The 25,537-nt window shown below is 68.9% G+C and carries 24 protein-coding genes; 9 read left to right on the plus strand and 15 right to left on the minus strand.

The window, feature by feature from the left end; genetic code table 11:
• The first annotated feature begins 104 nt into the window (after window positions 1-104).
• From QN315_RS12840 to QN315_RS12855, 4 genes are all read left to right on the plus strand, one after another.
• Entirely contained in the window at window positions 105-1,283 is a 1,179-nt protein-coding gene (locus QN315_RS12840) for an acetyl-CoA C-acetyltransferase (protein WP_323989658.1), read from the plus strand.
• Between the two features lie 509 nt (window positions 1,284-1,792).
• Window positions 1,793-1,918 carry a hypothetical protein gene (locus QN315_RS12845; RefSeq protein ID WP_323989659.1) on the plus strand — a complete coding sequence of 42 codons (126 nt, stop codon included), beginning with the start codon at window positions 1,793-1,795 and terminating at the stop codon, window positions 1,916-1,918.
• Window positions 1,918-3,438: a TonB-dependent receptor gene (locus QN315_RS12850; RefSeq protein ID WP_176640766.1), complete on the plus strand. Its 1,521-nt coding sequence runs from the start codon at window positions 1,918-1,920 to the stop codon at window positions 3,436-3,438. Before QN315_RS12845 ends, QN315_RS12850 begins: the two co-directional genes overlap by 1 nt.
• A 173-nt stretch (window positions 3,439-3,611) precedes the next feature.
• Window positions 3,612-5,891, plus strand: a complete 2,280-nt coding sequence (locus QN315_RS12855; RefSeq protein ID WP_323989660.1) for a family 20 glycosylhydrolase — start codon at window positions 3,612-3,614, stop codon at window positions 5,889-5,891.
• A gap of 97 nt (window positions 5,892-5,988) precedes the next feature.
• Here the strand turns inward: QN315_RS12855 and nagA are convergent, their stop codons facing one another.
• From nagA to QN315_RS12875, 4 genes are all read right to left on the minus strand, one after another.
• Window positions 5,989-7,107: an N-acetylglucosamine-6-phosphate deacetylase gene (gene nagA / locus QN315_RS12860; protein WP_408904518.1), complete on the minus strand. Its 1,119-nt coding sequence runs from the start codon at window positions 7,105-7,107 to the stop codon at window positions 5,989-5,991.
• A complete protein-coding gene (locus tag QN315_RS12865) occupies window positions 7,107-7,271 on the minus strand; it encodes a hypothetical protein (RefSeq protein WP_323989662.1) in 165 nt (54 codons plus the stop codon). The genes nagA and QN315_RS12865 overlap by 1 nt, the downstream gene beginning before the upstream one ends.
• Window positions 7,272-7,335: 64 nt before the next feature.
• Window positions 7,336-8,289: an SIS domain-containing protein gene (locus QN315_RS12870; RefSeq protein WP_323989663.1), complete on the minus strand. Its 954-nt coding sequence runs from the start codon at window positions 8,287-8,289 to the stop codon at window positions 7,336-7,338.
• A gap of 44 nt (window positions 8,290-8,333) precedes the next feature.
• Window positions 8,334-9,326, minus strand: coding sequence for a BadF/BadG/BcrA/BcrD ATPase family protein (locus QN315_RS12875; RefSeq protein ID WP_323989665.1), 993 nt, complete (start codon window positions 9,324-9,326; stop codon window positions 8,334-8,336).
• A 419-nt stretch (window positions 9,327-9,745) separates the two neighbouring features.
• Here QN315_RS12875 and QN315_RS12880 point away from each other — a divergent pair, with 419 nt between their 5' ends.
• Window positions 9,746-10,510, plus strand: a complete 765-nt coding sequence (locus QN315_RS12880; RefSeq protein WP_176640428.1) for a DeoR/GlpR family DNA-binding transcription regulator — start codon at window positions 9,746-9,748, stop codon at window positions 10,508-10,510.
• 113 nt (window positions 10,511-10,623) lie between these two features.
• A complete protein-coding gene (locus tag QN315_RS12885; protein ID WP_323989666.1) occupies window positions 10,624-11,547 on the plus strand; it encodes a bifunctional helix-turn-helix transcriptional regulator/GNAT family N-acetyltransferase in 924 nt (307 codons plus the stop codon).
• Window positions 11,548-11,551: 4 nt separating this feature from the next.
• Here QN315_RS12885 and QN315_RS12890 read toward each other — a convergent pair whose 3' ends face one another.
• Window positions 11,552-12,454: a LysR family transcriptional regulator gene (locus QN315_RS12890; RefSeq protein ID WP_323989667.1), complete on the minus strand. Its 903-nt coding sequence runs from the start codon at window positions 12,452-12,454 to the stop codon at window positions 11,552-11,554.
• 105 nt (window positions 12,455-12,559) lie between these two features.
• Between QN315_RS12890 and QN315_RS12895 the strand changes: the two genes are divergently transcribed.
• Window positions 12,560-13,282: an SDR family oxidoreductase gene (locus QN315_RS12895; protein WP_323989669.1), complete on the plus strand. Its 723-nt coding sequence runs from the start codon at window positions 12,560-12,562 to the stop codon at window positions 13,280-13,282.
• A 186-nt stretch (window positions 13,283-13,468) separates the two neighbouring features.
• Here the strand turns inward: QN315_RS12895 and QN315_RS12900 are convergent, their stop codons facing one another.
• The gene (locus QN315_RS12900) at window positions 13,469-14,440 is read right to left on the minus strand and encodes a glycosyltransferase (protein ID WP_323989670.1); all 972 of its coding nucleotides are present in this window, start codon (window positions 14,438-14,440) and stop codon (window positions 13,469-13,471) included.
• Window positions 14,441-14,608: 168 nt separating this feature from the next.
• Here QN315_RS12900 and QN315_RS12905 point away from each other — a divergent pair, with 168 nt between their 5' ends.
• Window positions 14,609-15,781: a glycosyltransferase gene (locus QN315_RS12905; protein ID WP_323989671.1), complete on the plus strand. Its 1,173-nt coding sequence runs from the start codon at window positions 14,609-14,611 to the stop codon at window positions 15,779-15,781.
• An 81-nt stretch (window positions 15,782-15,862) separates the two neighbouring features.
• On the plus strand, window positions 15,863-16,834 hold the full coding sequence (locus QN315_RS12910; RefSeq protein WP_176641584.1) for a radical SAM protein: 972 nt from the start codon (window positions 15,863-15,865) through the stop codon (window positions 16,832-16,834).
• 68 nt (window positions 16,835-16,902) lie between these two features.
• Here the strand turns inward: QN315_RS12910 and QN315_RS12915 are convergent, their stop codons facing one another.
• The 9 genes from QN315_RS12915 to QN315_RS12955 all read right to left on the minus strand — a co-directional run bounded on the left by QN315_RS12915 (window position 16,903) and on the right by QN315_RS12955 (window position 25,476).
• On the minus strand, window positions 16,903-18,201 hold the full coding sequence (locus QN315_RS12915) for a lipopolysaccharide biosynthesis protein (protein WP_176641133.1): 1,299 nt from the start codon (window positions 18,199-18,201) through the stop codon (window positions 16,903-16,905).
• Window positions 18,202-18,308: 107 nt separating this feature from the next.
• Window positions 18,309-18,725, minus strand: a complete 417-nt coding sequence (gene crcB, locus QN315_RS12920; RefSeq protein ID WP_323989673.1) for a fluoride efflux transporter CrcB — start codon at window positions 18,723-18,725, stop codon at window positions 18,309-18,311.
• 55 nt (window positions 18,726-18,780) lie between these two features.
• Window positions 18,781-19,602 carry a universal stress protein gene (locus tag QN315_RS12925; protein WP_323989674.1) on the minus strand — a complete coding sequence of 274 codons (822 nt, stop codon included), beginning with the start codon at window positions 19,600-19,602 and terminating at the stop codon, window positions 18,781-18,783.
• Between the two features lie 181 nt (window positions 19,603-19,783).
• The gene (locus QN315_RS12930; protein WP_323989675.1) at window positions 19,784-20,764 is read right to left on the minus strand and encodes a peptidoglycan -binding protein; all 981 of its coding nucleotides are present in this window, start codon (window positions 20,762-20,764) and stop codon (window positions 19,784-19,786) included.
• 16 nt (window positions 20,765-20,780) lie between these two features.
• Entirely contained in the window at window positions 20,781-21,866 is a 1,086-nt protein-coding gene (locus QN315_RS12935; RefSeq protein WP_323989676.1) for a flagellar motor protein MotA, read from the minus strand.
• Window positions 21,863-22,699 (minus strand): hypothetical protein, encoded by an 837-nt coding sequence (locus QN315_RS12940; RefSeq protein WP_323989678.1) that lies wholly within the window; start codon window positions 22,697-22,699, stop codon window positions 21,863-21,865. Before QN315_RS12940 ends, QN315_RS12935 begins: the two co-directional genes overlap by 4 nt.
• 86 nt (window positions 22,700-22,785) lie before the next feature.
• Entirely contained in the window at window positions 22,786-23,616 is an 831-nt protein-coding gene (locus tag QN315_RS12945) for an inositol monophosphatase family protein (RefSeq protein WP_176641217.1), read from the minus strand.
• Between the two features lie 69 nt (window positions 23,617-23,685).
• The gene (efp, locus tag QN315_RS12950) at window positions 23,686-24,252 is read right to left on the minus strand and encodes an elongation factor P (protein WP_176641216.1); all 567 of its coding nucleotides are present in this window, start codon (window positions 24,250-24,252) and stop codon (window positions 23,686-23,688) included.
• Window positions 24,253-24,303: 51 nt separating this feature from the next.
• Window positions 24,304-25,476: a lysine-2,3-aminomutase-like protein gene (locus QN315_RS12955; protein ID WP_323993474.1), complete on the minus strand. Its 1,173-nt coding sequence runs from the start codon at window positions 25,474-25,476 to the stop codon at window positions 24,304-24,306.
• Window positions 25,477-25,537: the final 61 nt, after the last annotated feature.

Below are 25,537 nucleotides of genomic sequence, written 5' to 3' on the forward strand. Positions count from 1 at the left end.
TCTTGCCCGTCCCGGATCAAGCCGCCGCCGCAGGAACGATGGACCATCCGCGCTACGGCGCGCATAAGATCCCGCCAGACATGGCCTGGTCGGAAGGAAAAAGCATGCAGGATGTCGTTATCGTCGCGGCCAGGCGCACCGCGATCGGCAGTTTCCTGGGCACCCTGGCCGCAATCCCCGCCGCCGGGCTCGGGGCGCATGTCATCGGCGCGGTTTTGCGCGACGCGCGGCTCGACCCGTCGCGGGTCGACGAGGTCATCATGGGCCACGTGCTCACCGCCGGCGCCGGGCAGAACACGGCGCGCCAGGCGGCGATCGGCGCGGGACTGCCCCACGCCGTCCCGGCGATGACCGTCAACAAGGTCTGCGGATCGGGCATGAAGGCCATCCACCTGGCGGCGCAGGCCATCGCCTGCCGGGATGCCGAGATCGTCGTCGCCGGCGGAATGGAGACTATGAGCCTCGCGCCGCATCTCCTGCCCAAGGCACGGGCGGGCCTGCGCATGGGCGATGCGCAACTGCGCGACAGCATGATCTGCGACGGGCTGTGGGATGCGTTCAACGATTGCCACATGGGGGTCACGGCGGAAAACATCGCCCGGCAATACGCGATTTCGCGCACGGCGCAGGACGATTTCGCCGCCCGCTCGCAACGGCGCGCCGCCGCCGCCGCCGCCGGCGGCCGCTTCGCCGATGAAATCGCGCCCCTGACCCTGCCGCGGAAGAAAGGCGCGGACCTGCGCTTCGACCATGACGAGCAGATCCGCCCCGACACCACGCCCCAGCGCCTGGCCGCCCTGCACCCGGCCTTCCTCCCCGACGGCAGCGTCACCGCCGGCAACGCGTCCACCCTGAATGACGGCGCCGCCGCAATCCTGTTGATGCGCCGCGATCGCGCCGAATCGATGGGGCTGGAGGTGCTGGGCCGCATCGCGGCCTATGCCGGCGCCGCGGTCGATCCGGCGATGATGGGCATCGGCCCGGTGCCGGCCACCAGGCGCTGCCTGGACCGCGCCGGATGGCGCCTGGCCGATATCGACCTGATCGAAGCGAACGAGGCCTTCGCCGCGCAGTCACTGGCGGTCGGCCAGGAACTCGGCTGGGATGACGCCCGGGTCAACGTCAATGGCGGCGCCATCGCGCTGGGGCACCCGATCGGCGCCTCGGGCTGCCGCATCGTGGTCACGCTGCTGCATGAAATGCGCCGCCGCAACGCCGGCAAGGGACTGGCCACCCTGTGCATCGGCGGCGGCCAGGGCGTGGCGCTGGCGATCGAACGCTGACGATCGAACGCTGGCGCAGCGGCGCCACGCCCAGGGCACTGCCCGTTCCCATCATATACAAGCATGAACATGATCATTTTCGTCCGCCCAAATGGGCGTGGATTCCGCGTGCGTTGGTCGATCGCTCCGCGAATATCGGCCGAAATCCGGCCGCACGCATGTGGTCGACCCGACTGGATGGCGCTATTCAATCAACCTAACGCATAAAATAAGATCATATCTGATCTTTCCTCTTGCGCGCATGCGCGCCCCCTTACAGAATGGTGACAATCCAGAACGTTTGGTGTCCCGTGTCATCTCGTCCAAACAGGGATCAGGATTGTGAAGATACGCGCCCGACGCCTTTCTGTCCTTTGTTCCACCTTCGCGGTTTCCGGTTATTGCGGACCTGCCGCATCGGCGGCACGACGGCCGATCCGGCGGCGAAACATGCGCGGGCCGGACATGCCGGGCCCGGACGGCCCACACATGGGCGCGCCGCACCCGCCCATGATGGGGGACCCGCTTCCATGGCCCGCGCTGTCCAGCCGGCCGGCATGTCCGCCGACACCGGCCCCAAGGCCATCACGGTGACCGAGGGCATGGCGACAGCGACCGGCGTCACCAACACCAACACCACGCGGGGGGCGGCCTGATGCCGGTACAGACCGCCCCCCGGGCGCAGAGCGGCGTGACGCGCGACCAGATGAACATCCGCAATGAGGAACAGATCGGCTTCGTGTTCGAAGGCGTGCCGATCGCCGACCCGATCCGCTACGCGCCCTACACCAACACCGTGGTGGATACCGAAAATCTCGGCCCGGTCACGGTCTCGCAGGGTTCGCCGGACGTCGACGCGCCGTTCTACAATGCCGTAGGCGGCCAGGTGACCATGAAAGAGGTCAATCCATCCCACAAGATGGGCGGATTCCTGTCCCTGGCCAACGGAACGCACAGCGCGAACAAGGAATTCGCGCGTTTCGAAACTGGCGATATCGGCAATGGCGGGATCCGCGGCTTCGTCTCGTTCTCGCATATGTCATGGAATAGCTGGCGCGGTCCCGGCGGCGGCCGGCGCTACCATCTCGATGCGAAATTCGTCAAGGCATGGGGCAGGGACAACGCGATCGCCGGCCTGTTCAGCTACAACGCCACGACCTTCAACTCGTTTGTGGATCCCACGCTCGCCCAATGGCACCAATATGGGCGCGGCCTCAATTACGACGGGGGCGCCTATAATGGAAACGACCCAAATTACTACAAGCTGAATTCCAATCTCAATCACGCCATGACGGTGGCGGCCCCCGCGCATTTCCGCCTGGCGCCCGCGGTCACGCTGGACGTGACGCCGTACTACATGCACATGTTCGGCCCCGCGCCGTACGGCGAACGGATCAATACGACGCAAAGCTATTTCGGCACGGTTCCCACCGGATCGCTGGGGATCGGGGGCGCTGCGCCCGACACCGAAATCACCACCCTGGCCTCGTACAAGCTGACGCCCCGCGACCAGATCTATGTCAACGGCACCACGTCCTTTCGCGCCCCCGGCTCGGTCGCGGCCTTCAACTACAACATCGTCAATCACCAGGTGACGTCGTACGGCTACATCCCCGGCACCAACAGCCTGGTGTCCGAACCGCTGAATGTCGGCGGCGAGACCTCGCGCGGAATCGAAGCCGAACTGGGTCTCGCGCACTGGCATCATTTCAGCCCCTATCTGTCGGGCCAGTATCTGCATGCCACGTTCGACAATAACTACAATGACGGCATCGGCTATCTGCCGACCGCCGGCAAGATCGCGGTCGATTCGCCCAAATTCACCGGGGCGATCGGGCTGCAATATGACGACGGCAGGCTCTTCGCAAATTTCGACCTGCGCTATGTCGATTCCCAGTACACGACCTTCATGAACGACCAGGCCCTGCACGCCTATGTCACGTCGAACCTGGCGCTGGGTTGCCGCCTGAAGGCCATCGGTCCGGCCCGGCACCCGCAGATTCAGCTCAACCTCATGAATCTGGGCGACAATAAATATCTCTCCGGCGCCGGCAGCAATACCGGCGCGGCCCACGACACCCGGGCCACGAACGGGCAGATCGTCGCCGGCGCCGCTCCGGTCTACGTGGTCGGCGGCGGGTTTTCCGCCCTCGTCTCGATGTCAGCCGGCTTCTGACCGCCGGGGTGCGGGCTGCCCGCATCCCGATCAAAAAATGCCCGCGCCGGCCTGGCGTCATTCATGGCGCATGGGCCAGTATGTCCATGCCCGATGACGGGACCATCCTACCCGGCCGGTCGCGGCACCCCGCCGCCCCGGCCGCCCCCTTCTTCCCGGACAAGAGGTCATCCATGGAAACGGATCGTCTTCGGATCGTGCCCACCCGCCCTGCCGCCCATCATGCCGCCCATCATACCGCCCGCTATGCCGTCCGGCGCGCGGCATGCCGCGCGGCCCTGCTGGGGGCCGGCCTGCTCGCCGCGACCGCCGCCCGCGCCCAGCCGGCCCTGATGCCGATGCCGCAATCGGCCAGCGTGTCCGGCCAGTCTCTCCCCATCGCGGGCGGGATCGCGGTCGATTGGCAGACCCCGGCGACGCCGCTGCTGCGGCGGGCCCTGGCCCGCTTCTCCCATCGCCTGCAGGCCCTGTCCGGCAGTGCCGTCGTCCTGGCCGGCACGCCGCCCGTCGGTACGCCCATCCTGCATATCCGCTACGGGCGCGATCCCGCCTGGCTCTCGGTGCGGGCGCGCGAAGCCTATCGCCTGTCGGTGGCGGCGGATGGCGCATCGCTGGCGGCCGACGGCCCCGCCGGGGTCATCCACGGCCTGGCCACGCTGCTGCAACTGGTCCAGCCCGCGTCCTCCTCTTCCGCCGGCGCTTCGCTGGCGATGGCCCGCATCGACGACGCGCCGCGTTTCCCCTGGCGCGGTCTCATGATCGACGTATCGCGCCATTTCATGTCGGTCGACACGATCGAGCGTCAGCTCGACGCGATGGAACTGACCAAGCTGAACGTGCTGCACTGGCATCTCAGCGACGGCACAGGCTTCAGGGTCGAAAGCCGCCTGTTCCCGAAATTGCAGCAGATCGGCGGCCATCATCAATATTACACCCAGGCGCAGATCCGCGCGGTGGTCGCCTATGCCGCCGATCGCGGCATCCGCATCGTGCCCGAATTCGACATACCGGGCCACACGCTGGCGATTCTGGAAGCCTATCCCGAACTTGCCGCCCAGCAGCCCGTGCCGCTGACCCCCGGATGGCACCAGACCTGCGCCACCGAATCCGCCTCAGGCGAAACGACGGCAAGCTGCGCGAAGACGATCAACCTGAACAATCCCGCCCTCGATCCCACCCGGCCACAGACCTTGCGCTTCGCCCGCGCGCTCTATGCCGAAATGGGGCGCCTCTTTCCCGACCGCTATTTCCATTCGGGCGGGGACGAGGTCTCGTCCCGGCAATGGTCCGCCAATCCCAGGATCGTGGCCTATATGAAGGCCCACGGCTTCGCCGACGCCCCCGCCCTGCAGGCCGCCTTCACCGCCCAGGTGCAGGACGTGCTGGCCGCCCAGGGCAAGATCATGATGGGCTGGGACGAGGTCAGCGAGGCCCCGATCCCCAAGAACGTGGTGGTCGAGGCCTGGCGCAGCTCGAAATGGATCGCTTCGGCCACCCGCGCCGGCCACCCGGTCGTGGTCTCCTCCGGCTATTACCTGGATCTGCTCCGCCCTTCGGCCCAGCATTACCGGGTCGATCCGATGGATCCCAAGGCCGACGGCCTGTCCCCGCAGGACGCGATCGCGGCCCGGCCGAAAATGGGCGCTCTGGTCGACGCATTCACCATCGACCCCCACGCGCCGCCGCTGGACGCGGCGCAGCAGGCGCTGGTGCTGGGCGGCGAGGCCCCGCTCTGGAGCGAGGTCGTTTCCGACGAAATGGTCGATGCGCGGCTCTGGCCCCGCTCGGCCGCCATCGCGGAACGGTTCTGGTCCCCGGCCGGCGTGCATGACGTCGCGGACATGGAACGCCGCCTACCCGCCATACAGCACGAGCTGGAGGTCACGGGCCTGGCCGCCGGTACCAACACCGACCGGATGATCGCGCTGCTGACGCCGGCCGACGTGACGCCGCTGACGATCCTGACCTCGGTCACCGTGCCGGTGCGCAATTACGGGCTGAACCGCCTGGCCGCCCATGGCGGCGACGCCATGCTGAAGGCCCCGGCCGCCATCGCCGCCCCCGACAGTTTCGCGGCCATGGATTTCAACGGCATGGCCGCCCGCTACGCCGCCGGCGACCATGCGGTGGCCGACACCCTGCGCGCGCGCCTGATGGCCTATGCCGGCAACGACATGGCCTATGCCCGGATCGCCACCACGCCGGCCCTCCAGGCCGCCCGCCCGGTGTCGCGGCAACTCGCGGCGCTGGCGCTGCTGGGGCTGGAGGCGATGGAACCGGGGCGCCATGGCCAGGCCTGGCGGGCCGAAGCCGCGCGGCAATTCGCGGTACAGGACCGGGCCTATGAATCCTGCGCCCATCTCACCGCGTCCGACGCCAATCCGCTGCCCCCCGGCGGCCTGCTGATCGCCATCGTCCCCGGCATACGCGCCCTGGTCGACGCCGCCCCGTAAGGGGCTGCATCACAAGCCCTGCGACCGGCGATCGGCTCCCCGGCGATCGGTCCCCCGTCGCTCGGGCCCGGCGTGGATGCCCGGGGCCCGAGCGCGGTCACGCCACCCGCCTGCCTTCGACCCACACCTCCTGCACCCGCAGCCGCTCGTCCATCACGACGAAATCCGCCCTGCGCCCGACCGCCAGCACGCCCCGGTCATGCAGGCCCAGGTACTGCGCCGCATTGAAGCTGACCAGTCCGGCCGCGCGCGGCAGCGACATCCCGCCGCTTTCCACCGCGTTGCGCAGGGCGACATCCAGGGTCAGCACGCTGCCCGCCAGCGATCCGCCCGGCAGCCGCACCACCCCGTCCCTGATCGTCACGTCCTGCCCGCCCAACTGGCTCGGCCCGTCCGGCAGGCCCGCGCCGCGCATCGCATCGGTCACGAACAGCAGCCGGCTGCCCATTATCCGCGATGCCAGGCGGAACGTGGCCGGATGGACGTGATGCGTGTCGAAGATCATCTCGGCATAGGCCACGTCGCTGCACATCAGCGCCGTGACGGGGCCGGGCCTGCGCCCCTCGATGGGCGACATGGCATTGAACAGGTGCGTCGCCCCCACCGTGCCGCCCGCCGCGCAGATCGTGCAGATGGCCCGCTCCGCCTGGTCGTAATCGGCCGTCATGTGGCCCAGGCTGACCCGCACGCCCGCCTCGGCGAACGTCTGCATGGCGCTTTCGGCATGCTCCAGTTCCGGCGCCAGCGTCACCACGCGCACGATGCCGGTCTCCACCGCCTCGCGCACCTTGTCGGGGCTGGGGGCGATGGCGAAGGGCGGCTGCGCGCCCAGCTTGTGGGGGCTGACGAACGGCCCTTCCAGATGCGCGCCATGGATGGCGGGTCCGTCCGTCACGCCGGTCCGGCACACGTCGGCGATCGCGCGCAGCGCGTCCATCACGTCCGGCCAGGGGCGGGTGATGGTGGTCGGCAGGATCGTCGTGGTGCCGTGCGCCAGATGGAAACGCGACAGCCGATGGATCGCCGCCACCCCGTCCATCGTGTCGGCGCCGTCCCCGCCATGGACGTGCCCGTCGATAAAGCCCGGCAGGATATAGCGTCGCGGCGCGTCCGGCCGCGCCGTGACGGCGCGGATCCGCCGGTCGAAGGCGATGCGCCCCGGCAGGATCCGTTCGGGCAGGACGATCTGGCCATCCAGTTCCGGCAAGTGGGTCATCATCGCTCCGGTGTCGGCGGCCGCTCGCGCCCGAAATGGCGGCCGCAAAGAAGAATGGCAAGGTAGGACGGCAGCATCGGCGCCGCGAACATGCCCCGGAACCCGGCCATCGGTTTCAGCCGGACATAAAGCTGCGGCATCACCGCCCCGCCGCAGAATGCCATGACCAGCAGCGCCAGCGCCAGCCCACTGACCTAGTTGCAGGTCGCCTCCTCCTACCGCGCCCGGTCAGCCGATCGTCACGACCTTGGTCAGGTGCCGCGGCGCCAGCGTGTCCAGCCCGCGCATCCGCGCCACATATTCGCCCAGCAATTGCAGCACCGGCAGGCAGACCAGCGGCCGCACGTCGGCCGGCCCGGCAATGGGCAGTTCCACGGTGCCCGGGCCACCCAGGCCCAGCACGCGCGCGCCCTTCGCCATCACCTCACGCGCGACCAGCGCCTCCTCCGCGATCGTGTCCGGATGGTACAGCACGATCACGCAGGACCGCTCGTCGATCAGGCTGACCGGGCCGTGGCGATATTCCAGCGGATGATGCGCCTCGGTCTGGCTCAGGCTCATTTCCTGCAGCTTCAGCGCGCCCTCGCGCGCCACGCCGTACAGCGCCCCCGCCCCCAGGAACACGAAGTGCGACCGTCCCTCGATCACGCTCTTCAGGTGCGGATCGGCCGCGTTCAGCAGCGCCTCCGCCGCCCGGGTGGTCTCGGGCCCGACCGTGACGCCGGCATAGCGCAGCCCCATCAGCAGCATCAGGCTGGCAGACGCCGTCATCACGATCCCTTCCTCGGGATGGGTGTCGGCCACGACCAGTTCGTCGGCAGTGTGGCACAGCGCGCTGCCCGGCGCGCAACTGAACGCCGTGACCGTCATCCCCGCCGCCCGGCTGGCCCGGGCCGCCGCCACCGTCTCGGTCGACTCGCCGCTGCGCGACAGGGCGACGACATGCGGCATCATTGCGGCAGGGACGTAATCGTCCCGCCGTCGCGTCCATTCATTGCCCGGCACCGCGCGGGCCAGCACGCCCCGCGCATTCAGCGTCGCGGCGATCGAATCCGCGATATGCACCGACGTGCCGCAGCCCACCACCGCATGCACCTGCCCGGCGCGCGGCCGCACATGGTCCATGTCCACTTGGTCCCACAGCGGGAACTGCTCGCGGATGCCGCGTTCTGTTGCGTTCATGATCACTCCTGGTTCCTGGCTCTGCTTGGGGCTATGGTTGGGGTTCAGGTCGGGATACCGATCAGGGGGCCGGCGGGGTGTTCCGCACCGGCCAGATTGGCCGCCAGCCGCGCGATCCAGCAGGAATCGGGGTTCCACCCCGCCTGCCGGGCGGCCAGCAGCGCCGCCCCGCCGATCGGCGGCAGCACGGGGGGAACCGGGGCGCCGCACAGCGCGGTCACGGTCCGGCGCAGATAATCGCCCTGGAACAGCCCGCCGGCGTGGCTCCAGGGCAGGGCGGGCTGCGCCAGGATCCGCCGCGCCGCGCCGACATGCCGGGTCAGGTGCGCCGCGGCCAGTTCGATGATCCGCCGCGCCGGCGCGTTGCCCGCCGCAGCCAGCGCATCGACCCCGCGCGCCAGTGCCGCCACGTCCGAGCGCGGATGCGACAGCCCGCCATACCAGTCCAGCAGCGCTGGCGCGGTCGCGGCCGGGTCGTCGGGCAGGCCCATGAACCGGCAGAACGGCGCGACGAAGGACAGGGCGTCGGGTTCGCGTCCGTCCAGCGCCCGCGTCAGGGTGCCCAGCGCCTCGCGCCCGATCCAGAAGGCACTGCCCTCGTCGCCGAACAGATGGCCCCATCCCCCGACCCGCAGGCCGCGCCCGGCCGGGTCCGCCGCCCAGACCATAGACCCCGTCCCCGCCAGCAGCAGGATGCCGGACCCGCCGCCGAACGCGCCGGTACTGGCAATGTCGACATCGTTGCGCACGGCATGCGGGCAGCGCCCCCAATCCGACAGGGCGGCCTCCTGCTGGGCGCTGATCGCCGGGCTTTCGCCATAGCCCGCCATGCCGAAGACCGCCGCCTCGATCCCGTCGGGCAGGCCGGCCAGCAATCCGGCCACCACCGCCCGCCAGTCCGGCCGGTCGAACGGGTTGGACCCGCCGGCCTGGCGCACCGCCAGTACCGCGGCGTCCCGGCCGACCAGAAGGACCAGCGTCTTGGACCCGCCGCCGTCCAGCGCCAGCACGCAGGGCGTCCCGGAATCGTGCCGCACGTTCTCTCCTCCAGCCGTCGGGCGTCGCCGCATGCGTCAATGATTCCGAGCGGAAACCCCTCATGTCAAGTCAATCATATGATCGTTTATGATTGAAATTGGATCGAAGAGCGAAATTCTTTCACGAAATTCGCCAAAAATTTGCGCTATGCGATCATGAATATGACGTTATAGGATCGTTCACCCCCCACGGACATCGTCTCCTCTCCTGCCGTGCCGGTCATCGCCGCCGCATTGACCGCATTCCGGCGCCTGTCTAGATTCCGGCCGTGCCATCATCATCCTGCCGGCAGCGCCCGCACGCCCTAGTGGCCTGCTGATCCGAGAAATTCTTATGAGAATTTCTCGGATCAGCAGGCCACTAAAATATTGATTCCAGTGAAATCGGGTGAAATCCTTCGTTCGATGGGAGAAACATCGTGCCCCCCGACCGCCTGACGCAGATTCGCCGCTACCTCTATCTCAACGGCATGACCGGCATCCACGAACTGGCGGAAAAGGTCGATGCCTCTCTGGCCACGATCCGGCGCGACCTCCAGCGGCTGGAAGAACAGGGCGTCATCATCCGCACCCATGGCGGCGCCGCGATCGCCGAGACGGTCGGCATGGAAATCGCCTTCGAGGCGCGTGAACATCAGCGTCTGGAAGACAAGCGTGCGATCGCCGATGCCGCCTTCGCGCAACTGCGTCCCGGCTCGGCGGTGTTCTTCGATGCCGGCACGACCGTGCTGCAGATGGCGCACCGCCTGCGGCTCGATCCGATGCCGCTGACGGTGTTCTCCAACAATATCGCGGTGGCCGAGGCGCTGATGGGCATGGACCAGGTGCAGGTCATCCTGCTGGGCGGCCGCGTGCGCGCGGGCAATCGCAGCGTGGTCGGCGTCCTGTCCGAACAGGTGATCGACGGGCTGTGGTTCGACCAGCTCTATCTGGGCGCCAGCGCGGTGCAGCCCGACAACACGATCGCCACCCCCGACAGCGACGAAGCCCGCCTGAACGCGGCCATGCTGAAGCACGCCACCGAACGCTATCTGCTGGCCGACAGCAGCAAGTTCAACCGCCACTCGACCTATCGCGTCGGAAAACTGGACCAGGTGTCCAGGGTCTTTACCGATTCCGGCCTGGACGAGGAATGGATCGGCCGCCTGGCCCAACTCAACATCCCCCTGACACGAGCCCCCTGACACCGACCCCCTGACACGGGCCACCCTGACACGGCCGACGCGCGCCATCCAGATGGTTGACGATATCAATCATATTTGTTGACGCCGTCAATCATCCATGCTGTGGTGTCGGCATGGATCAGACCGTTACCTCCGTCCGGACATTCAACCGTTTCTATACCCATCGGGTCGGGGTGCTGAATACGCGCTTCCTCGGCACCGACCTGACCCTGGGCGAGGCCAGGATGCTGCTGGAAATCGCGCGGGCCGGCCGCGTGCTGGCCAGCGATCTGCGCCGCCTTCTGGACATGGACCCCGCGCATGTCAGCCGCATGCTGGCACGATTCGAATCCCGCGGCTGGATCGTCCGCCACCGCGACGGCACCGACGGGCGCGCCCGCCCGCTCTCGCTCTCTCCGGCCGGCCAGGCGGCCTTCCAGGCGGTCGACGAACGCCAGGCCGAAGCCACGCGCGCCATGCTGGCCGATCAGGACGGCTGGGGCCGCCGGGATGTGGCGCAATCCCTGGCCCTGGCCCGGCTGCGGCTGGACCCGGCTTCGGGCGGCGCGGTCGCCATCCGTCCCTTCCGCGCCGGCGATCTGGGCCAGATCGCGGCGCGGCAGGCACTGCTCTACCAGCAGGAAAATGGCTGGGGCAGGGGGCTCGAAGTCGCGGTGCTGGACGCCGCAGCCGCCTTCCTGCGCGATTTCAAGCCGGGGCGCGAACAATGCTGGGTGGCCGAACTGGACGGCGTCGCGGCCGGTTCCGTCATGCTGACGGACGAAGGCGGCGGCATTGCGCGGCTGCGGCTGCTCTATGTCGAACCCTTCGCCCGCGGCCGCGGCATCGGCGGCGAACTGATCGCACGCTGCGTCGCGTTTGCGCGCGATTGCGGCTATGGCCGGCTCACCCTCTGGACCCAGACGGTGCTGGACGGCGCTCGCCGGCTCTATGCCCGAAACGGCTTCCGCCTGACGGAAACCGCTCCCCACGCCGTGTTCGGCCTGCCGCTCCAGGGTGAAACCTGGGTGCTGGACCTGACCATGCCGCCGGCCTGACCCGCTAGGCCACCTCCGCCAGGACGAAATCCAGAAAGGCCCGTACCTTGGCCGGCGGCAGATGGCGCGACGGGTAATAGGCATGCAGCGGAAAATATTCGCCGTTCCAGTCGGGAAACAATTCGACCAGCCGCCCGTCGCGCAGTGCCGCGTCGATGCCCAGCGCCATGGGCTGGGCAATGCCCAATCCGGCCATGCAGGCCACGATCGACGTCGCCACATCGTTCAGCACCAGCCGTCCATGCACGGAAACCCTCAGGATTTCGCCGGCACGATGGAATTCCCAGTCGAAGGGCCGTCCCGTCGCCGGGTCGCGGAACAACAGGCAATGATGCGCCGGATCGGCCAGTGCCGATGGGTGGTTCGGCCGTCCATGCCGCGCCAGATAGGACGGCGCGGCGCAGGTCAGGATCCGTGTCTCCAGCAATCTGCGCGTCACCGGCCCCGGCGCCTGCGGCACGCCGAATCGGATGGCGGCGTCGAATCCGTCCGACACCAGGTCGCCCAGAGTATCGCGTACGACCAGATCCAGCGTCAGCGCAGGATAGGCATCCAGAAAGGATTGCAGCTTCGGCGCCAGCATCAGGCTGGCAAACCAGGAATCGCAATTCACGCGCAACCGACCGCGCACGGCCTGCGTCTCGCCGCCGGTCCGGGCCGCGGCATCGGCAATCCCGGCCAGCAGCGGTGTCACCTCGGCCACGAACTGCCGCCCCGCTTCGGTCAGGACGGTGGCCTGGGCATTGCGATTGAACAGCCGCGCGCCCAGGCGCTGCTCCAGCCGCCCGATCGCCCGGCTGACACCCGACGGGGTCAAGCCCAGGCTTTCCGCAGCCCGGGCAAAGTTTCCGGTTTCCGCCACCGCGATCATCGTTCCGATTCCGCTCAGCAACCGCGCGTCCATCATGATTGTCCGTCATGCTTATAGTGACACGATTGCGCTCGAATCATGCTGTGTCCAGCGCGATCCTTCCTGTGCCGGGTCATCCGGTCATAGGGATGGAGCATGGACATGACTCTCGAGAACAAGCAGGTCGTCATTCTGGGCGGCACGTCGGGTATCGGGCAGGCCGTCGCCCGGGATGTCGCCCGTGCCGGGGGCGTGCCGCTGGTCGTATCGCACGATCCGCAAAATGTGCGGGCCACGCTGGCGCAATTGCCGCCCAACGCCCAGGGCCACGTCGCCGACCTGCGCAGCGCGGACCAGATCCGCGACCTGTTCACCCGGATCGGGCCATTCGACCACCTCGTCTACACCGCGGGCGAAACATTGTTGTGCGGCACGCTGTCCGATCTCACGTTGGACAGCGCACGCGATTTCTTCGAAATCCGTTATTGGGGCGCGCTGGCTGCCGCGAAATTTGCCGCATCCGCAATCCGGCCAGGCGGTTCGATCGTCCTGACATCCGGCATCGCGGGCGCCCGCCCGCCTCAGCAGGGTTGGACCCTGGGGGCAAGCATCTGCGCGGCAATGGAGGGCCTGACCCGCGCGTTGGCGGTGGAACTGGCGCCGTTGCGTGTCAATATCGTCTCCCCCGGCTTCGTGCGCACGCCGCTCTGGCGCGACATGCCCGACCCCCAGCGCCAGGCCATATACCAGGCCGCCGCCCAGGCCCTGCCCGTCGGACGGATCGGCGAAGCCGCCGATTTGGCCAAGGCCTATCTTTTCCTGATGGAACAGGGTTTTTCGACCGGGCAGGTGCTCGTCGTCGATGGTGGCGGCATGCTCGTTTGAACGGGCGAAGATGCTTGATGAAATAACAACATAGTGTCCTGCCCGAGAAATTCTTATGAGAATTTCTCGGATCAGCAGGCCACTAAAATATTGATTCTATTATCCTTTCGATTCAAAAATTCGCTTGCGAATTTCGGAATCGGGACAATAGAGCTTTTCCACCGAACCGGTATTCAGTGGAAAAGCCTAGTCCTCGTCGGGCAAGGTTTCCAGAACCATGCTCACCAGCGCGCTGAATAGCTGCCGCTCCCGGTCGGCTCGGACCGACCGGGGGGTAATCCGCGCGACGCGCTGCTTGGTGCGCACCGATGCATACCAATGCACCACGCAGGTTCCGGGCTGCAGCACGTCCTGCGCGCGGGCATGCCGGCTGCGGCGGAACAGATGTTCCGAAATCTCGGGCGGCATCGGGTAGAAGATTGCCGGGTCGTGCACCGTCAACGTGCCGCTTTCCCCGCACGCCGCCAACGCGTCCAGCAGATGCGGCCCCAGCGCATAGGGCCGTACCCGCTCCTGCGGCGACATCGCCAGCATGTGCCGCAGGCAGGTCGCAAAGAACGGGCTGCCCGCCTGTGCGCCCATCGCGGCGTTGTTCATCCCGCGGTAGTAAAGATGCGTAACCCGCCGGAAGAGTTTCCAGCCAAGCGGGACGGTGCGCAGCACCCTGCGCAGCGCGGCCAGCGCCACGTGCCGCGCGCGGATGCGCCAGTCGCGTGTGGCGCACACCGCCTGCGGCCAGACGATGAATTCGGTGCCGACGAACTGCGCGGCCCCCAGCAGCGGCCGGAACGATGCGACGGTGATCGTATCCAGGTCCAGATACACGCCGCCTTCGCGATACAGGATCGCCACGCGCAGAATATCCGCCCGCTGCACCGGACGCGGGACCGACTGGTAGAACGCGCTCAGTCGCCCCTCCGCGATCCCCGCCGCCCGCTCGACCGACGCCAGATAGGCCGCCGGGTCGATCCGCGACAGCCGCACCCGCGCCGCCGCCCGCAGCGCCCGGATTTCGGGTCCCTCGGCCAGCGCATCGGTATGGTGCAGGATCACCTCGTCCATCCCGCTCCGGGCTGCCGCCGACAGGACGGCGAAGACATAGGCCCAGGGCAGGGTCGGGCCGATCCAGCAGAAATGCACGCGGGCGGGTATCGTCATGGCATCCGGCGCCGGACGCCCGCGGGCGTCCGCAGAAAAAGGAAGGGGGACAGGCTACGGGTTATGGCCCCGGACCGCGCCTGTCCAGACCCGATCGCGCCCCCTTCGCCTCGTCCCGCCGTTTCTGTAGGGTGCCACCCGGCCGCACCAGGCCAACAGGGGGCCGTATTGCGCGACATCGTTCTCTTTCGTCAGAATTTGTTTCGTCTGTCCGAAACCTTCATCGTCCAGCAGGCCCAGGCCCTGCGCCGCCATGCGCCCCTCTATACCGGTCGCCTGCGCTATGGCCTCGGACCCGACGGCGCCCGGACCGTGCTGCTGTCCGAAGGATTGCGCCATCTGGTCTATCCCCGCATCGGCGCCCAGATGCTCACGCGCAGTCCCGCGCCCTATCTGCGGCTGCTGGCCGGGCATCGCCCCGCCCTGGTGCATGCGCATTTCGGGGTGGACGGGGTCTATGCCCTGCCGCTGGCGCGCCGTCTCGGCGTGCCGCTGGTCACCACCTTCCACGGTTTCGACGTCACGCTCGCGACCGCGCATTTCCTGCGCTCGCCCGCCTGGGCGAATTATCCGCTCCATCGGCGCGCGCTGGCCCGTCAGGGGCAGCTTTTCCTGTGCAATTCCCATTTCCTGCATGCCCGCGCCCTGGCGCTGGGCTTTCCGGCCGAGCGCACGCACGTGCATTATATCGGGGTGGATTGCGCCGCCATCCGCCCGCGTGCGCCGGATCAGGAAACCCCCACCATCCTGCATGTCGCCCGGCTGGTCGAACTCAAGGGCACGACGTACCTGCTGCGGGCCTTCGCGCGCCTCGCGCCGCGGCACGGCCGGGCCCGCCTCGCCATCATCGGCGATGGCCCGCTCAAGGGCCGCCTGATGGAACAGGCGGCGGCGCTGGGCATCGCCGACCGCGTGTCCTTCCTGGGCCCGCAGCCGCATGACGTCGTGCTGGCGCATATGCGCCGCGCCGCGATGCTGGTCGTGCCCAGCCTCGAAACCGCCACCGGCCGTGTCGAGGGGCTGGGCATGGTGGCGCTGGAGGCCGCGGCCACCGGCGTCCCGTCCATCGGCGCGCGGGTCGGCGGCATCCCCGAAACCATCGACGAAGGGCGCAGTGGCCTGATCGTCCCGCCCCGCGACGCCGAGGCCCTGGCCGCTGCCATCGAAACGGTGCTGGCCGATGCCGGGCGCCGCGCCGCCATGGGGCGCCACGCCCGCGCCTTCGTCGCCGACCGTTTCGACCTGCACCGCCAGACGCGCCTGCTCGAAGACTGGTACGACCGGCTGATCGCCGAGCATGCGGCCGGCGCCACGGCCACGATCGGGCATGGCGCGGCCTGATGTCCGATCGTGGCTTTCGCTCGGTCGCAACCCTGCCTATGATGCGCCCCTTTTCCCCGCCCTCCGGGCGCCGATGCAGCGATGAACGACATGTCCCTGGCCTCCCGCTTGAAAAATCTCCGTGCCGGCGCGCGCTTCGCGGCCAAGGCCATCGGCACCCGCTATACGCCGCTGCTGGCCCAGGTGGTGGTGACGCGCCGCTGCAACCTCGCCTGCGGCTACTGCAACGAGTACGACGATTTCTCGGCCCCGGTTCCCTTCGCGGACCTCAAAGCCCGGGTCGATCACCTGGCCGGGCTCGGCACCGCCTCGATCACCTTCACCGGGGGCGAGCCGCTGCTGCATCCGGACCTGGACAGGATCGTGCGCATCGCCCGCGACCACGGCATGATCGTGACCATGATCACCAACGGCTTCCGCCTGTCGCGGGGCTGGATCGACCGGCTGAACGCGGCCGGGCTGCAGGGCATGCAGGTCAGCATCGACAACCTGACCCCCGACGAGGTCTCGATGAAGAGCCTCTCCTCGGTCGAGGGGCGGCTGGCGCTGCTGCAGCAGCATGCCCGCTTCAAGGTCAACGTGAATTCGGTCCTCGGCGTGACCGGCGAGCGCACCCAGGACGTGGTCACCATCGCCGAGACGGCCGCCCGCTACGGATTGCAGCATTCGGTCGGCGTGCTGCATGATGATCACGGGGCGCTGAAGGCGCTCAGCGACGCGCAGATGCAGGCCTACCGGCGCGTGACCGAAATCTCGCCCTCGCTGGTCCATACGCTGAATTACCGGCTGTTCCAGAAGAATTTGATGCATGGGCAGCCGAATGACTGGAAATGCCGCGCCGGCGCCCGCTACCTCTACGTGACCGAAGACGGGATGGTGCATTGGTGCTCGCAGCAGCGCGGCTATCCGGGCACCCCGCTGCTGGAATACGGCCCCGCCGACATCCGCCGCGAATACCATGCCAGCAAATCCTGCGCCCCCACCTGCACGCTCAGTTGCGTGCATCAGATGAGCATGTTCGACCGCTATCGCGGCCCCCAGCAGGCCGCCTGACCGCCTGGCCGTCGCCCCGCCCGGCCGCCCCGGGCGACGGGGCCGGCGGCAACGCGCCTCGACGGATTCTATAGCTGCTGCAGGCGCCGGAACGGCACGAAACGCGTCGCCAGGATCAGCGCCTCGGCCAGCAGGGTCGCCACTCCCGCGCCGTCCACGCCCCACAGATGCGCCAGTCCGTACAGCACCGGCATGCACAGGACCGTCGCCGCCACCCGTCCGGCGAACAGATGCTGCGCCCAGCCCAGCGAGACCAGCAGCGGTTCCAGCGGCACGTCCCACAGATCCAGGATCGCGGCGCTGCTCAGCAGCATCAGCAGCGACAGCGTGTCCGGCCGGTGGATCGCCAGCAGGGTGCGGAACAGGAACGGCCCGATACAGAACGCGACCAGCAGCGCGACGACCGAAAAGACCCCCAGCGCCTGGAAGATCCGGCGCATCACCCGCCGCATCGATACCCAATCCTTGCCGTCGCGCAGCCGGATCAGCTCGGGATACAGCGCCGGCGTCAGCAATTGCGCCGGCTGAGCCAGCGCGTCGCAGAGATGCCAGGTCACGCTGTAGATCCCCGCCGCCGCCGGGTCCAGCGCCGCGCCCACCAGCAGCACCCCCATGCGTGAGGTCAGCGCCGCCACGGCCTGGTTGCCGCTGGTCGCCAGCGTCAGCCGCCAGATCCCGTCCAGCCCGGACAGCCAGCGCCCACCCAGCGCGCGGAACCCGGCAAAGCTCGCGGTATGGCGGATGGCGCGCCAGGCCGACAGGTTGTTGGCGGCGAACGACGCCATGTTCGACGCGTACCACACCGCCAGAAACGCCGGCAGGTGCCAATGCAGGCACAGGCCCAGGACCGTGCCGCCCACCCGCGTCACACTGCTCGCCAGGTCGGCGATGGCCGATTGCTTGAACCGGTCCGTCAGCCGCAGCACCCCCAGCGCGCAGCACGTGTTCATGAACAGGATCGTGGTCATATAGACCAGCGCGGCGTGCTGGCAGCCCGCCGGCCAGCCGAAGACGGTGCCGAACCCGGCCACTCCGCACAGCGCCAGCACCATCCCGGCGGCGGCCCCGATCATGTCCAGCAGGAAACAATGGCGCAGCAGCGCCTGGAAGCGTGTCCGCTCCCCCTGCGCGAACAGCGCGCTGCCGAAATGCAGCAGCGGTTGCCAGGACTGAAAGCGCGTGCCCACGGAAAACAGCGACGCGCAGGTATGGATCAGTTGCAGAATCCCGAAATCGTGCAGCCCCAGCGCGCGCACCGCCAGCGCGGTCCCGGCCAGGCCCATCACGCCGGCCATGCCCTTGCCGCCCAGCAGGATCCCGGTATTGCGCAGAATCCGGGCCATCAGTCCCGCGCCACGACTGCTCATGGGCGCACCGCGCGCCATGAGTAACCGACGCTCATCTTCCGCATTCCCGATCCTGTTCGCCCCCCTGATACGCCCTCACCCCCCGCGCGGCAAGCGCAGGGGGCGGTTCAGGGCACCGCCTCCGCCTGGGCGCGGTTCAGCATCTCCGCCGCCCAGTGGCCCGCGGCCACGCACAGCATGCAGATCGCGACCGACAGCACCATGTTCAACGCCGCCCGCCCCGCCGCCCCACCGCGCAGCAGGTCGAAACTCTGCAGGCTGAAGGATGAAAATGTGGTGTACCCGCCGCAGATTCCGACCATGAAGAACAGCCGCACCAGGTCCGAGGCCGGATAGCGTCCGCTCGACAGGGTCAGCGTCCCGAAAAACGCGATCGCGAACGACCCGCTGGCATTGATCAGCATCGTGCCCCACGGCATCGCCTGGCTCCAGCGCGCCAGCCCGATTCCCACCCAGTAGCGGGCCACGCTGCCCAGGGCCCCGCCCGCCGCAATGGCCATCGTCGTCAGAAACCTGTCCACCATTCCATCCTGTGCCGCTCCGCCCGCCCAGGTCGCAATCCTGACGTCGACCACGGCATCAATGCTGGATCCAGGTCGGTCTCGCGGCATGTGCCAGGATCTGGTCCGTCACGCTGCCGCGCAGGCGATCATGCAAAACGCCATGAGTATAGCCGCCGATGACCAGCAGGTCACTGGCCGCGGCGCCCGCGGCGGCCAGGATGGCGTCGGCCTGTTCGGCGGCCGATCCGCCGGGGGGCGGCGAGGGCAGGATTCGCCCGCCCGGCACGTTCGCGGGCGGTGCGCTGCCGTCGCGGTCCAGCACCGCCACCTGCTCCGCCTGCGCGATCAGCGGGCGCGCGGCGGCCACGGCCCGGTGGCAGGCCGGCATGTCGGTCCAGGCCAGCAGGATGCGCCGCCCCACGCCGGCATGCCAGCCCTCGGGCACCAGCAGCACCGGCCGGCGGGAATCGAACAGCGCGGCATGCAGCCCGCGCCGCGCCTGGTCGCCGTCATGCGGGTGCGGAAACCCGGCGACGATCGCGGTATCGTCCGCGGCATGCAGCATGATCAGCCGCGCGGCCGACATCTCCGGGTCCAGCCAGTTCAGCGCCAGCCCGTCCGGCGCCAGCGCCGCCGGGTCCCGTGCCCGCAGCGCATCGGCCCACGCCACAACCTGGCGATGCAGGGCCCCGGCCCAGGCCCGCTGGGCGGCGCGGATGCGCGCCCGGTCGGCTTCGGTCAGGATTTCTTCCGTCGGCAGGATCGTATCGTCGGGCGGCTCGCGCGCCGCGGCCACGTCCAGCCGGCGCACGGCCAGCCGTCCGGCCACGTCCCGCGCCGCATCCAGCAACGCCGCCACCTGGTCGGGACGATTCAGCAGGATCAGCAGACCGGTCATGACGCCCTCCGGCCGCGCGGCTCAGGCTACGATATTTTCAACTATGCGCCGCGGCCACGCCCTTCAATCGCCTCGATATCCCGACGCCGTGGGACGCCCTGGCCGGCTCCGAAATCCATGCCCGAAACCCATGCCCGAAATCCGGGCCCGAAATCCACGAACGGGTTCGGAGCCGGGGGCGTCAGCGGTCCGTCAGGCGGAACTCGATGCGCCGGTTGCGGGCAAAGGCCGCCTGGGTATCATGCGCGTCCAGCGGCTGGAAATCGGCGAAACCGGTCGCCGCCAGGTGATGCGGGCTGATCCCTTCGGCGATCAGCAGCTTCACCACCGTGATCGCGCGGGCCGAAGACAATTCCCAGTTGCTGGCGAAGGCCGTATGGATCGGCTGGCGGTCGGCATGCCCGTCCACCCGCAGAATCCACGGTATTCCCCCCGGAATCTGCGACGACACCTGGCGGAACGTCCGGGCCAGGGTGCGGATCTCGGCCACGCCCTTGGGCGACAAATCCGCGCTGCCCGGCGGGAACAGCACCTCGCTCTGGAACACGAACCGGTCGCCGACGACCTGCACGCCCTGCTGGTCCTTCAGGATGTCACGCAGCCGGCCGAAGAATTCCGAACGATAACGCTGCAACTGCTCGACCTTGTCGGCCAGCGCCACGTTCAGCTTCAGGCCCAGATCGTCGATCCTGCGGTCCCGGTCGCGGATCTCGTTCTGCGAGATATCCAGCATCGCCGTCGCGGCCGACAATTGCTGGCGCAACTGGTCCAGTTGCGCGCCCAGCGCGCTCACCTGCTGCGCGCTGGCCTGCGCCAGCCGCGCCTGGTTGTCGCGCTCGGTGGCCGTCTGCGTCACCTGCGCGGTCAGCGACGTCTCCATCGCCAGGTCCTTCGCATGTGCGCTCTGCAGGGACGCGACCGAAAGCTGCAGCGACTGGTTGTGGCTCTTCTCCAGCGACAGCATCTCGCTCAACTGGGCGACCTGCCGGGCAAGCTGCTCCATCGCCTGCTGGCGCTTGTTCAGCACCACCGACAGGAACGCCTGCCCCAGCACGAACACCAGCAGCACGAAGATGACGACCATCAGCAGGGTGGACAGCGCGTCCACATATCCCGGCCAGGCGTCGAGCCCGGCATGGGTCTGGCGGCGGCGGCGTGCCATGCGCGTTCCCCTGCGGTCAGGGCGCGCGCGCGCCGGCCGGCGCCGACGCGGCGACCGTGCGGGCCAGCAGGCGCAGATCGCTGCGGATGTCGGATGAAACCTGCGCGCGGCCCTGTTCCATGTCGGTCAGCATCCGCGTCAGCAAACTCTCGATCCCGCGCAGATGCCCATGGCCGGAGTCCTCGGCCATGCGCTGCATCAGCGCATGGCTGGCGCGCATCGTCTCGGTCATGACGCCGATCCGCTCGTTCAGGCTGCTCAGCAGCGCCTGCTGCTGCACGCGGCCATCCTCGCCCCGCGCGATCAGCGTCTGCAGCTTCTCCAGGTTCTCGGCCGTCTGTTCCAGCAGCGCCTGGACATAGGCCGGCACGCTGGCATCGCCGCCGTCCGCGCCGGCCAGGCCGGGGCCGATCCGCGTCAGCCCGGCCAGCCATTCCTCCAGTTCGTTGAAGAAACGATTCTGCGCCTGCCCGGCCGTCAGGTCCAGAAAGCCCAGTACCAGCGCGCCGGCCAGGCCGAACATCGATCCCGAAAAGGCCGTGCCCATGCCGTGCAGCGGCTGGGCCAGCCCGCTCTTCAACTGCCCGAACATCACGTTCAGGTCCCCCGATCCGATCGACAGGCTCCCGATCACGTCGGCGATGGACCCCACGGTCAGCAGCAGCCCGTAGAACGTGCCCAGCAGGCCCAGGAAGATCAGCAGGCCGGTCATGTAGCGCGACAATTCGCGCCCTTCGTCCAGCCGCGACGACAGGCTGTCCAGCATGGACTGCATCGCCGGGGTGGACAGGACCAGCCGGTCGGTGCGGCCGTGCGTCGCCAGCATCGACGCCATCGGCGCCAGCAGGCGCGGCGGCGTCGGCGGGGTCAGCCCGGCGCGCGGCTGGCGCAGCGTCTCGACCCAGCGCACCTCCGGCAGCAGCCGCAGCACCATGCGGATGTTCCACATGATTCCGAAGGCCAGGATGGCCAGGATCAGCCCGTCCAGGATCGGATTGTTGAAGAACGCCGCGAACAGCGTCCGCGACAGAAGGGTGGCCACCACGGCCACGGCGGCAAGGAACGCGGCGATGCGCAGCAGATAGGTCGTCGGTTGGGTCACGGCGAGGGATGTGGCTCCGAAGGGACGGGGGGCTTTGACGTCGAGGCCACCATATCCGACCGGGTCACGTCAACATGATCGGGTACCGTTTCGTTCGCGCTTCCCGGTGGCGCAACGCCGGGGCCCGCAATTCCGGCGCGCGGCAGGCCGATGGCCCGGACATAGATCCGCGTCGTCGCCACCCCGGCATGGACCAGGATCGACCGGATCGCCAGCCCCCGCTCCAGCGACACCCGCCGCGGCGTGGAGATATCGTCGGGCGAGCCCGACGCGGTGGCGTCCACTTCCGCCCGCGCATCGGGCGTCCGCAGCAGGCCGGCGGCAAATTGCTTCACCCGGTCGATCATCGCGGCATTCATGTCCGCGCTGCCGGCCGCGAAGGTCAGGCGCAGGCCGCCCGGCAGGTCGGTTGCCACCCCTTTCGCGTCCGCCACCACCGGTGTCGGAGGCGGCGGCGGCGGCGGGTGCAGCGGCACGTCCACTACCGGCGGCCGGATGATCGGCGGCGGTGGCGGCGCGGCCGGAATCGTGGGGGCGGGCGGTACATGACCGGACGCCGATCCGCTGGCCGTTTTTCCGCCCGCCGGTTCGGTCCTGGCCGGCGCCGCTCTTCGGGCAGACGAGCGGGCGGCGTGGCCGCTATGGCCCGCGGCGGCGGCGGCCTTGTGCGTTGTCGTCCCGTGCGCCGCGCCCAGGGTCGACAGCGCGGTATCGTTGGTGACGACCTGCGCCCGCGCCACACCCGCCGGGACGACGGGACCGGCCATCAGGGCGGCGAGGATGCAGGGCGCGGCCAGAGCGGACGCGAAGGGACGGCGGACGGTATGAGGCATGATCCGGGCAGCCTAGAACAGATCGCGCCGGGGCGCATCCCCGCGCGCCGGGTGGGTGATCGCCCGCAAGCCCAGAACCCGCAAGCTCAGGCGCGCGCGGTCAGGCTGTCGGCCACCAGTTCGCGCAGCGGCGCGTGCAGGTGCGTGTTGCCGGCGACGATGTTGACGGAATCGCCCAGATCGTCCAGCTCGTTCCCTTCGGGATCGGTGACATAGCCGCCGGCCTCGCGCACCAGCAGCAGGCCGGCCGCGCAGTCCCACGGCTTCAGCCCCAGCTCCCAATAGCCTTCGTACCGGCCGGCCGCCACCCACGCCAGGTCCAGCGCCGCCGCGCCGAACCGGCGGATGCCCGCCACCTGCGGCATCAGCGCACCCAGCGTCCGGGCGAAGGGCAGGCGGCGCTGCGCCGGCACCTTGGCGAACGGAATACCGGTGGCGAACAGCGCCTCCAGCATGTCGCGCCGCGCCGAGACGCGGATGCGGCGCTCGTTCAGAAAGGCGCCGACCCCCTTCTCGGCCCAGAACATCTCGTTCGCGGCGGGGTTATAGACCAGGCCCGCGGCCATCTCGACGCTGCCGTCCGGCATGCGGCGCTGCAGCCCGATCGAAATCGCCCAGTGCGGAATGCCGTGCAGGAAGTTCGTGGTCCCGTCCAGCGGGTCGACGATCCAGCGCCAGGTCCAGCCATCGCCGCCCGACGCCCCGCTCTCTTCCATCAGGAAGCCGTAGCCGGGGCGGGCGCGCGCCAGTTCCTCGCGGATCGCGGTCTCGGCGCGCAGATCGGCCTGCGAGACGAAATCGCCCGGCCCCTTGATGCTGACCTGAAGCTGCTCGACCTCGTTGAAGTCGCGCAGCAGGCGCCGCGCGGCCTTCTGGGCCGCGTTCTGCATCACCGTCATGTGGGGAGAGAGTCGCATGGCCACGATGGTCGGTCCTGTCTGGTTCAGCGGGTTGGGGACGGTCGGAAGGGCGGTACGCGACGGGCCTCAGCCCTTGGCGCGCTCGACGTAGCTGGCGTCTTCGGTGCGCACGACGATGCGTTCGCCCGCCTCGATGAAGGGCGGCACCATCGTCTTCACGCCGTTCGACAGCTTGGCCGGCTTGTAGGACGAACTCGCGGTCTGGCCCTTCACCACCGGATCGGCCTCGACGACCTCCAGCGTGACCTGCGCCGGCAGTTGCACGCCCACCGGGTCGCCTTCCACCAGGTTGACGACCAGCGTCATGTTGTCCTGCAGGAACGGCGCCTGGTCGCCCAGCAGTTCCAGCGGCAGCAGCGTCTGCTCGAACGTCTCGGGGTCCATCAGGACGATATTGTCGCCGTCCATGTAGGAATAGGTATATTCCCGTTCCTCGGTCATCAGGCGCTCGACCGTATCGGCGGTGCGCCAGCGCTCGTTCGTCTTGTTGCCGGTCTTCAGGTCGCGCATTTCCACCTGGATGAACGCGCCACCCTTGCCCGGGGTGATGATCTGCTGCTTCAGGACGGTCCAGCGACGGCCTTCGTGCTCGATGACCTGTCCGGCACGGATCAGGTTCGCCTGCTGCTTCATGGTGGGGCCTGTCTCAACTATGGGAATGGAAGGGGAATGGAAGGCGGGCTTCTAACGCCCCCGGGCGCCGAGGGCAAGGTTGGCGGCCGATTCAGCCGCCAGTTTGTGCGCGCCGCCCGCCGGATCGCGCACCACGACCCTGCGTCCCCCCGGCTCGGGCCCGCCCGCCTCCAGCCCGCCCGCCTCCAGCCCGTCTGCCTCCAGCCCGTCTGCCTCCAGATAGTCCGGGCCCAGCGGCACCTTGCCGTGCCCGCCCGGAATATCCAGCGTATAGGTCGGCCAGGCCAGGCCGGTGACCCGGCCGCGCAGCCCGGCCAGCAGCCGCCGTCCTTCCGCGATCGGCACGTGGAAGCGCGCGGTCCCCGGCGCGGGGTCCAATTGATGCAGATAGTACGGCTTCACCCGCGCCTCGACCATCGCGCGCAGCAATCCCTCCAGCGCCGGCACGCTGTCATTGACCCCGCGCAGCAGCACCGACTGCCCCAGCACCGGAATGGCCCGCGCCTGGACGCGGCGCAGCGCGGCGCGCGCGGCCGGGGTGAATTCGCGCGCATGATTGGCATGCACCACCAGCCACATCGCCCGGTCGGTCTCCATCGCGTCGGCCAGCGCCTCGGTCAGCCGCTCGGGCGCCGCCACCGGCACCCGGGTGTGGATGCGGATGGTCGTCACATGCGCCATCTCGCCCAGCGCGCGCACCATCGCGCCCAGCCTGCGCGGCGACAGCATCAGCGGGTCGCCCCCGGTCAGGATCACCTCGCGAATGGCCGGATGCGCGCGCAGCCAGTCCAGCGCGCGCTCCAGCGCCGCGTCGTCCAGCACCCCGCCATCCGGCCCCACATGTTCGCGCCGGAAGCAGAACCGGCAGTAAAGCGGACAGACCAGCAGCGGCTTCAGCAGCGCGCGGTCGGCATAGCGATGCACGATGCCCGGCACCGGCGACAGCGCGTCGTCGGCGATCGGGTCGCTGCGTTCATGCGGCGCGGTCGTCAGCTCGGCTGCATCGGGCACGACCTGCAACCCGATCGGGTCGTCGGGCCGCTCGATCAGGTCCAGGAACGCCGGCGGGATCGCCGTGGCGTATTGCCGCTCCACCGCGTCCAGCGCTGCGGCCGCGTCGGGCGCCGCCAGCCCGGCCGCCACCAGCTCGCGCACCGTCCGCAAGGTGGGGCGCAAGGCGGGGCGCGCCTGTTTGAGCGCCCCCGTCTGTTTGACCGCCCCCATCTGTTTGACTGATTGTGTCATCGGCTGGCTCTACTCGACCGCCTTTCGTCCTGCAACACAG

It is taken from the genome of Nguyenibacter sp. L1 (genome assembly GCF_035199985.1).
Taxonomy (GTDB): domain Bacteria; phylum Pseudomonadota; class Alphaproteobacteria; order Acetobacterales; family Acetobacteraceae; genus Gluconacetobacter; species Gluconacetobacter vanlangensis.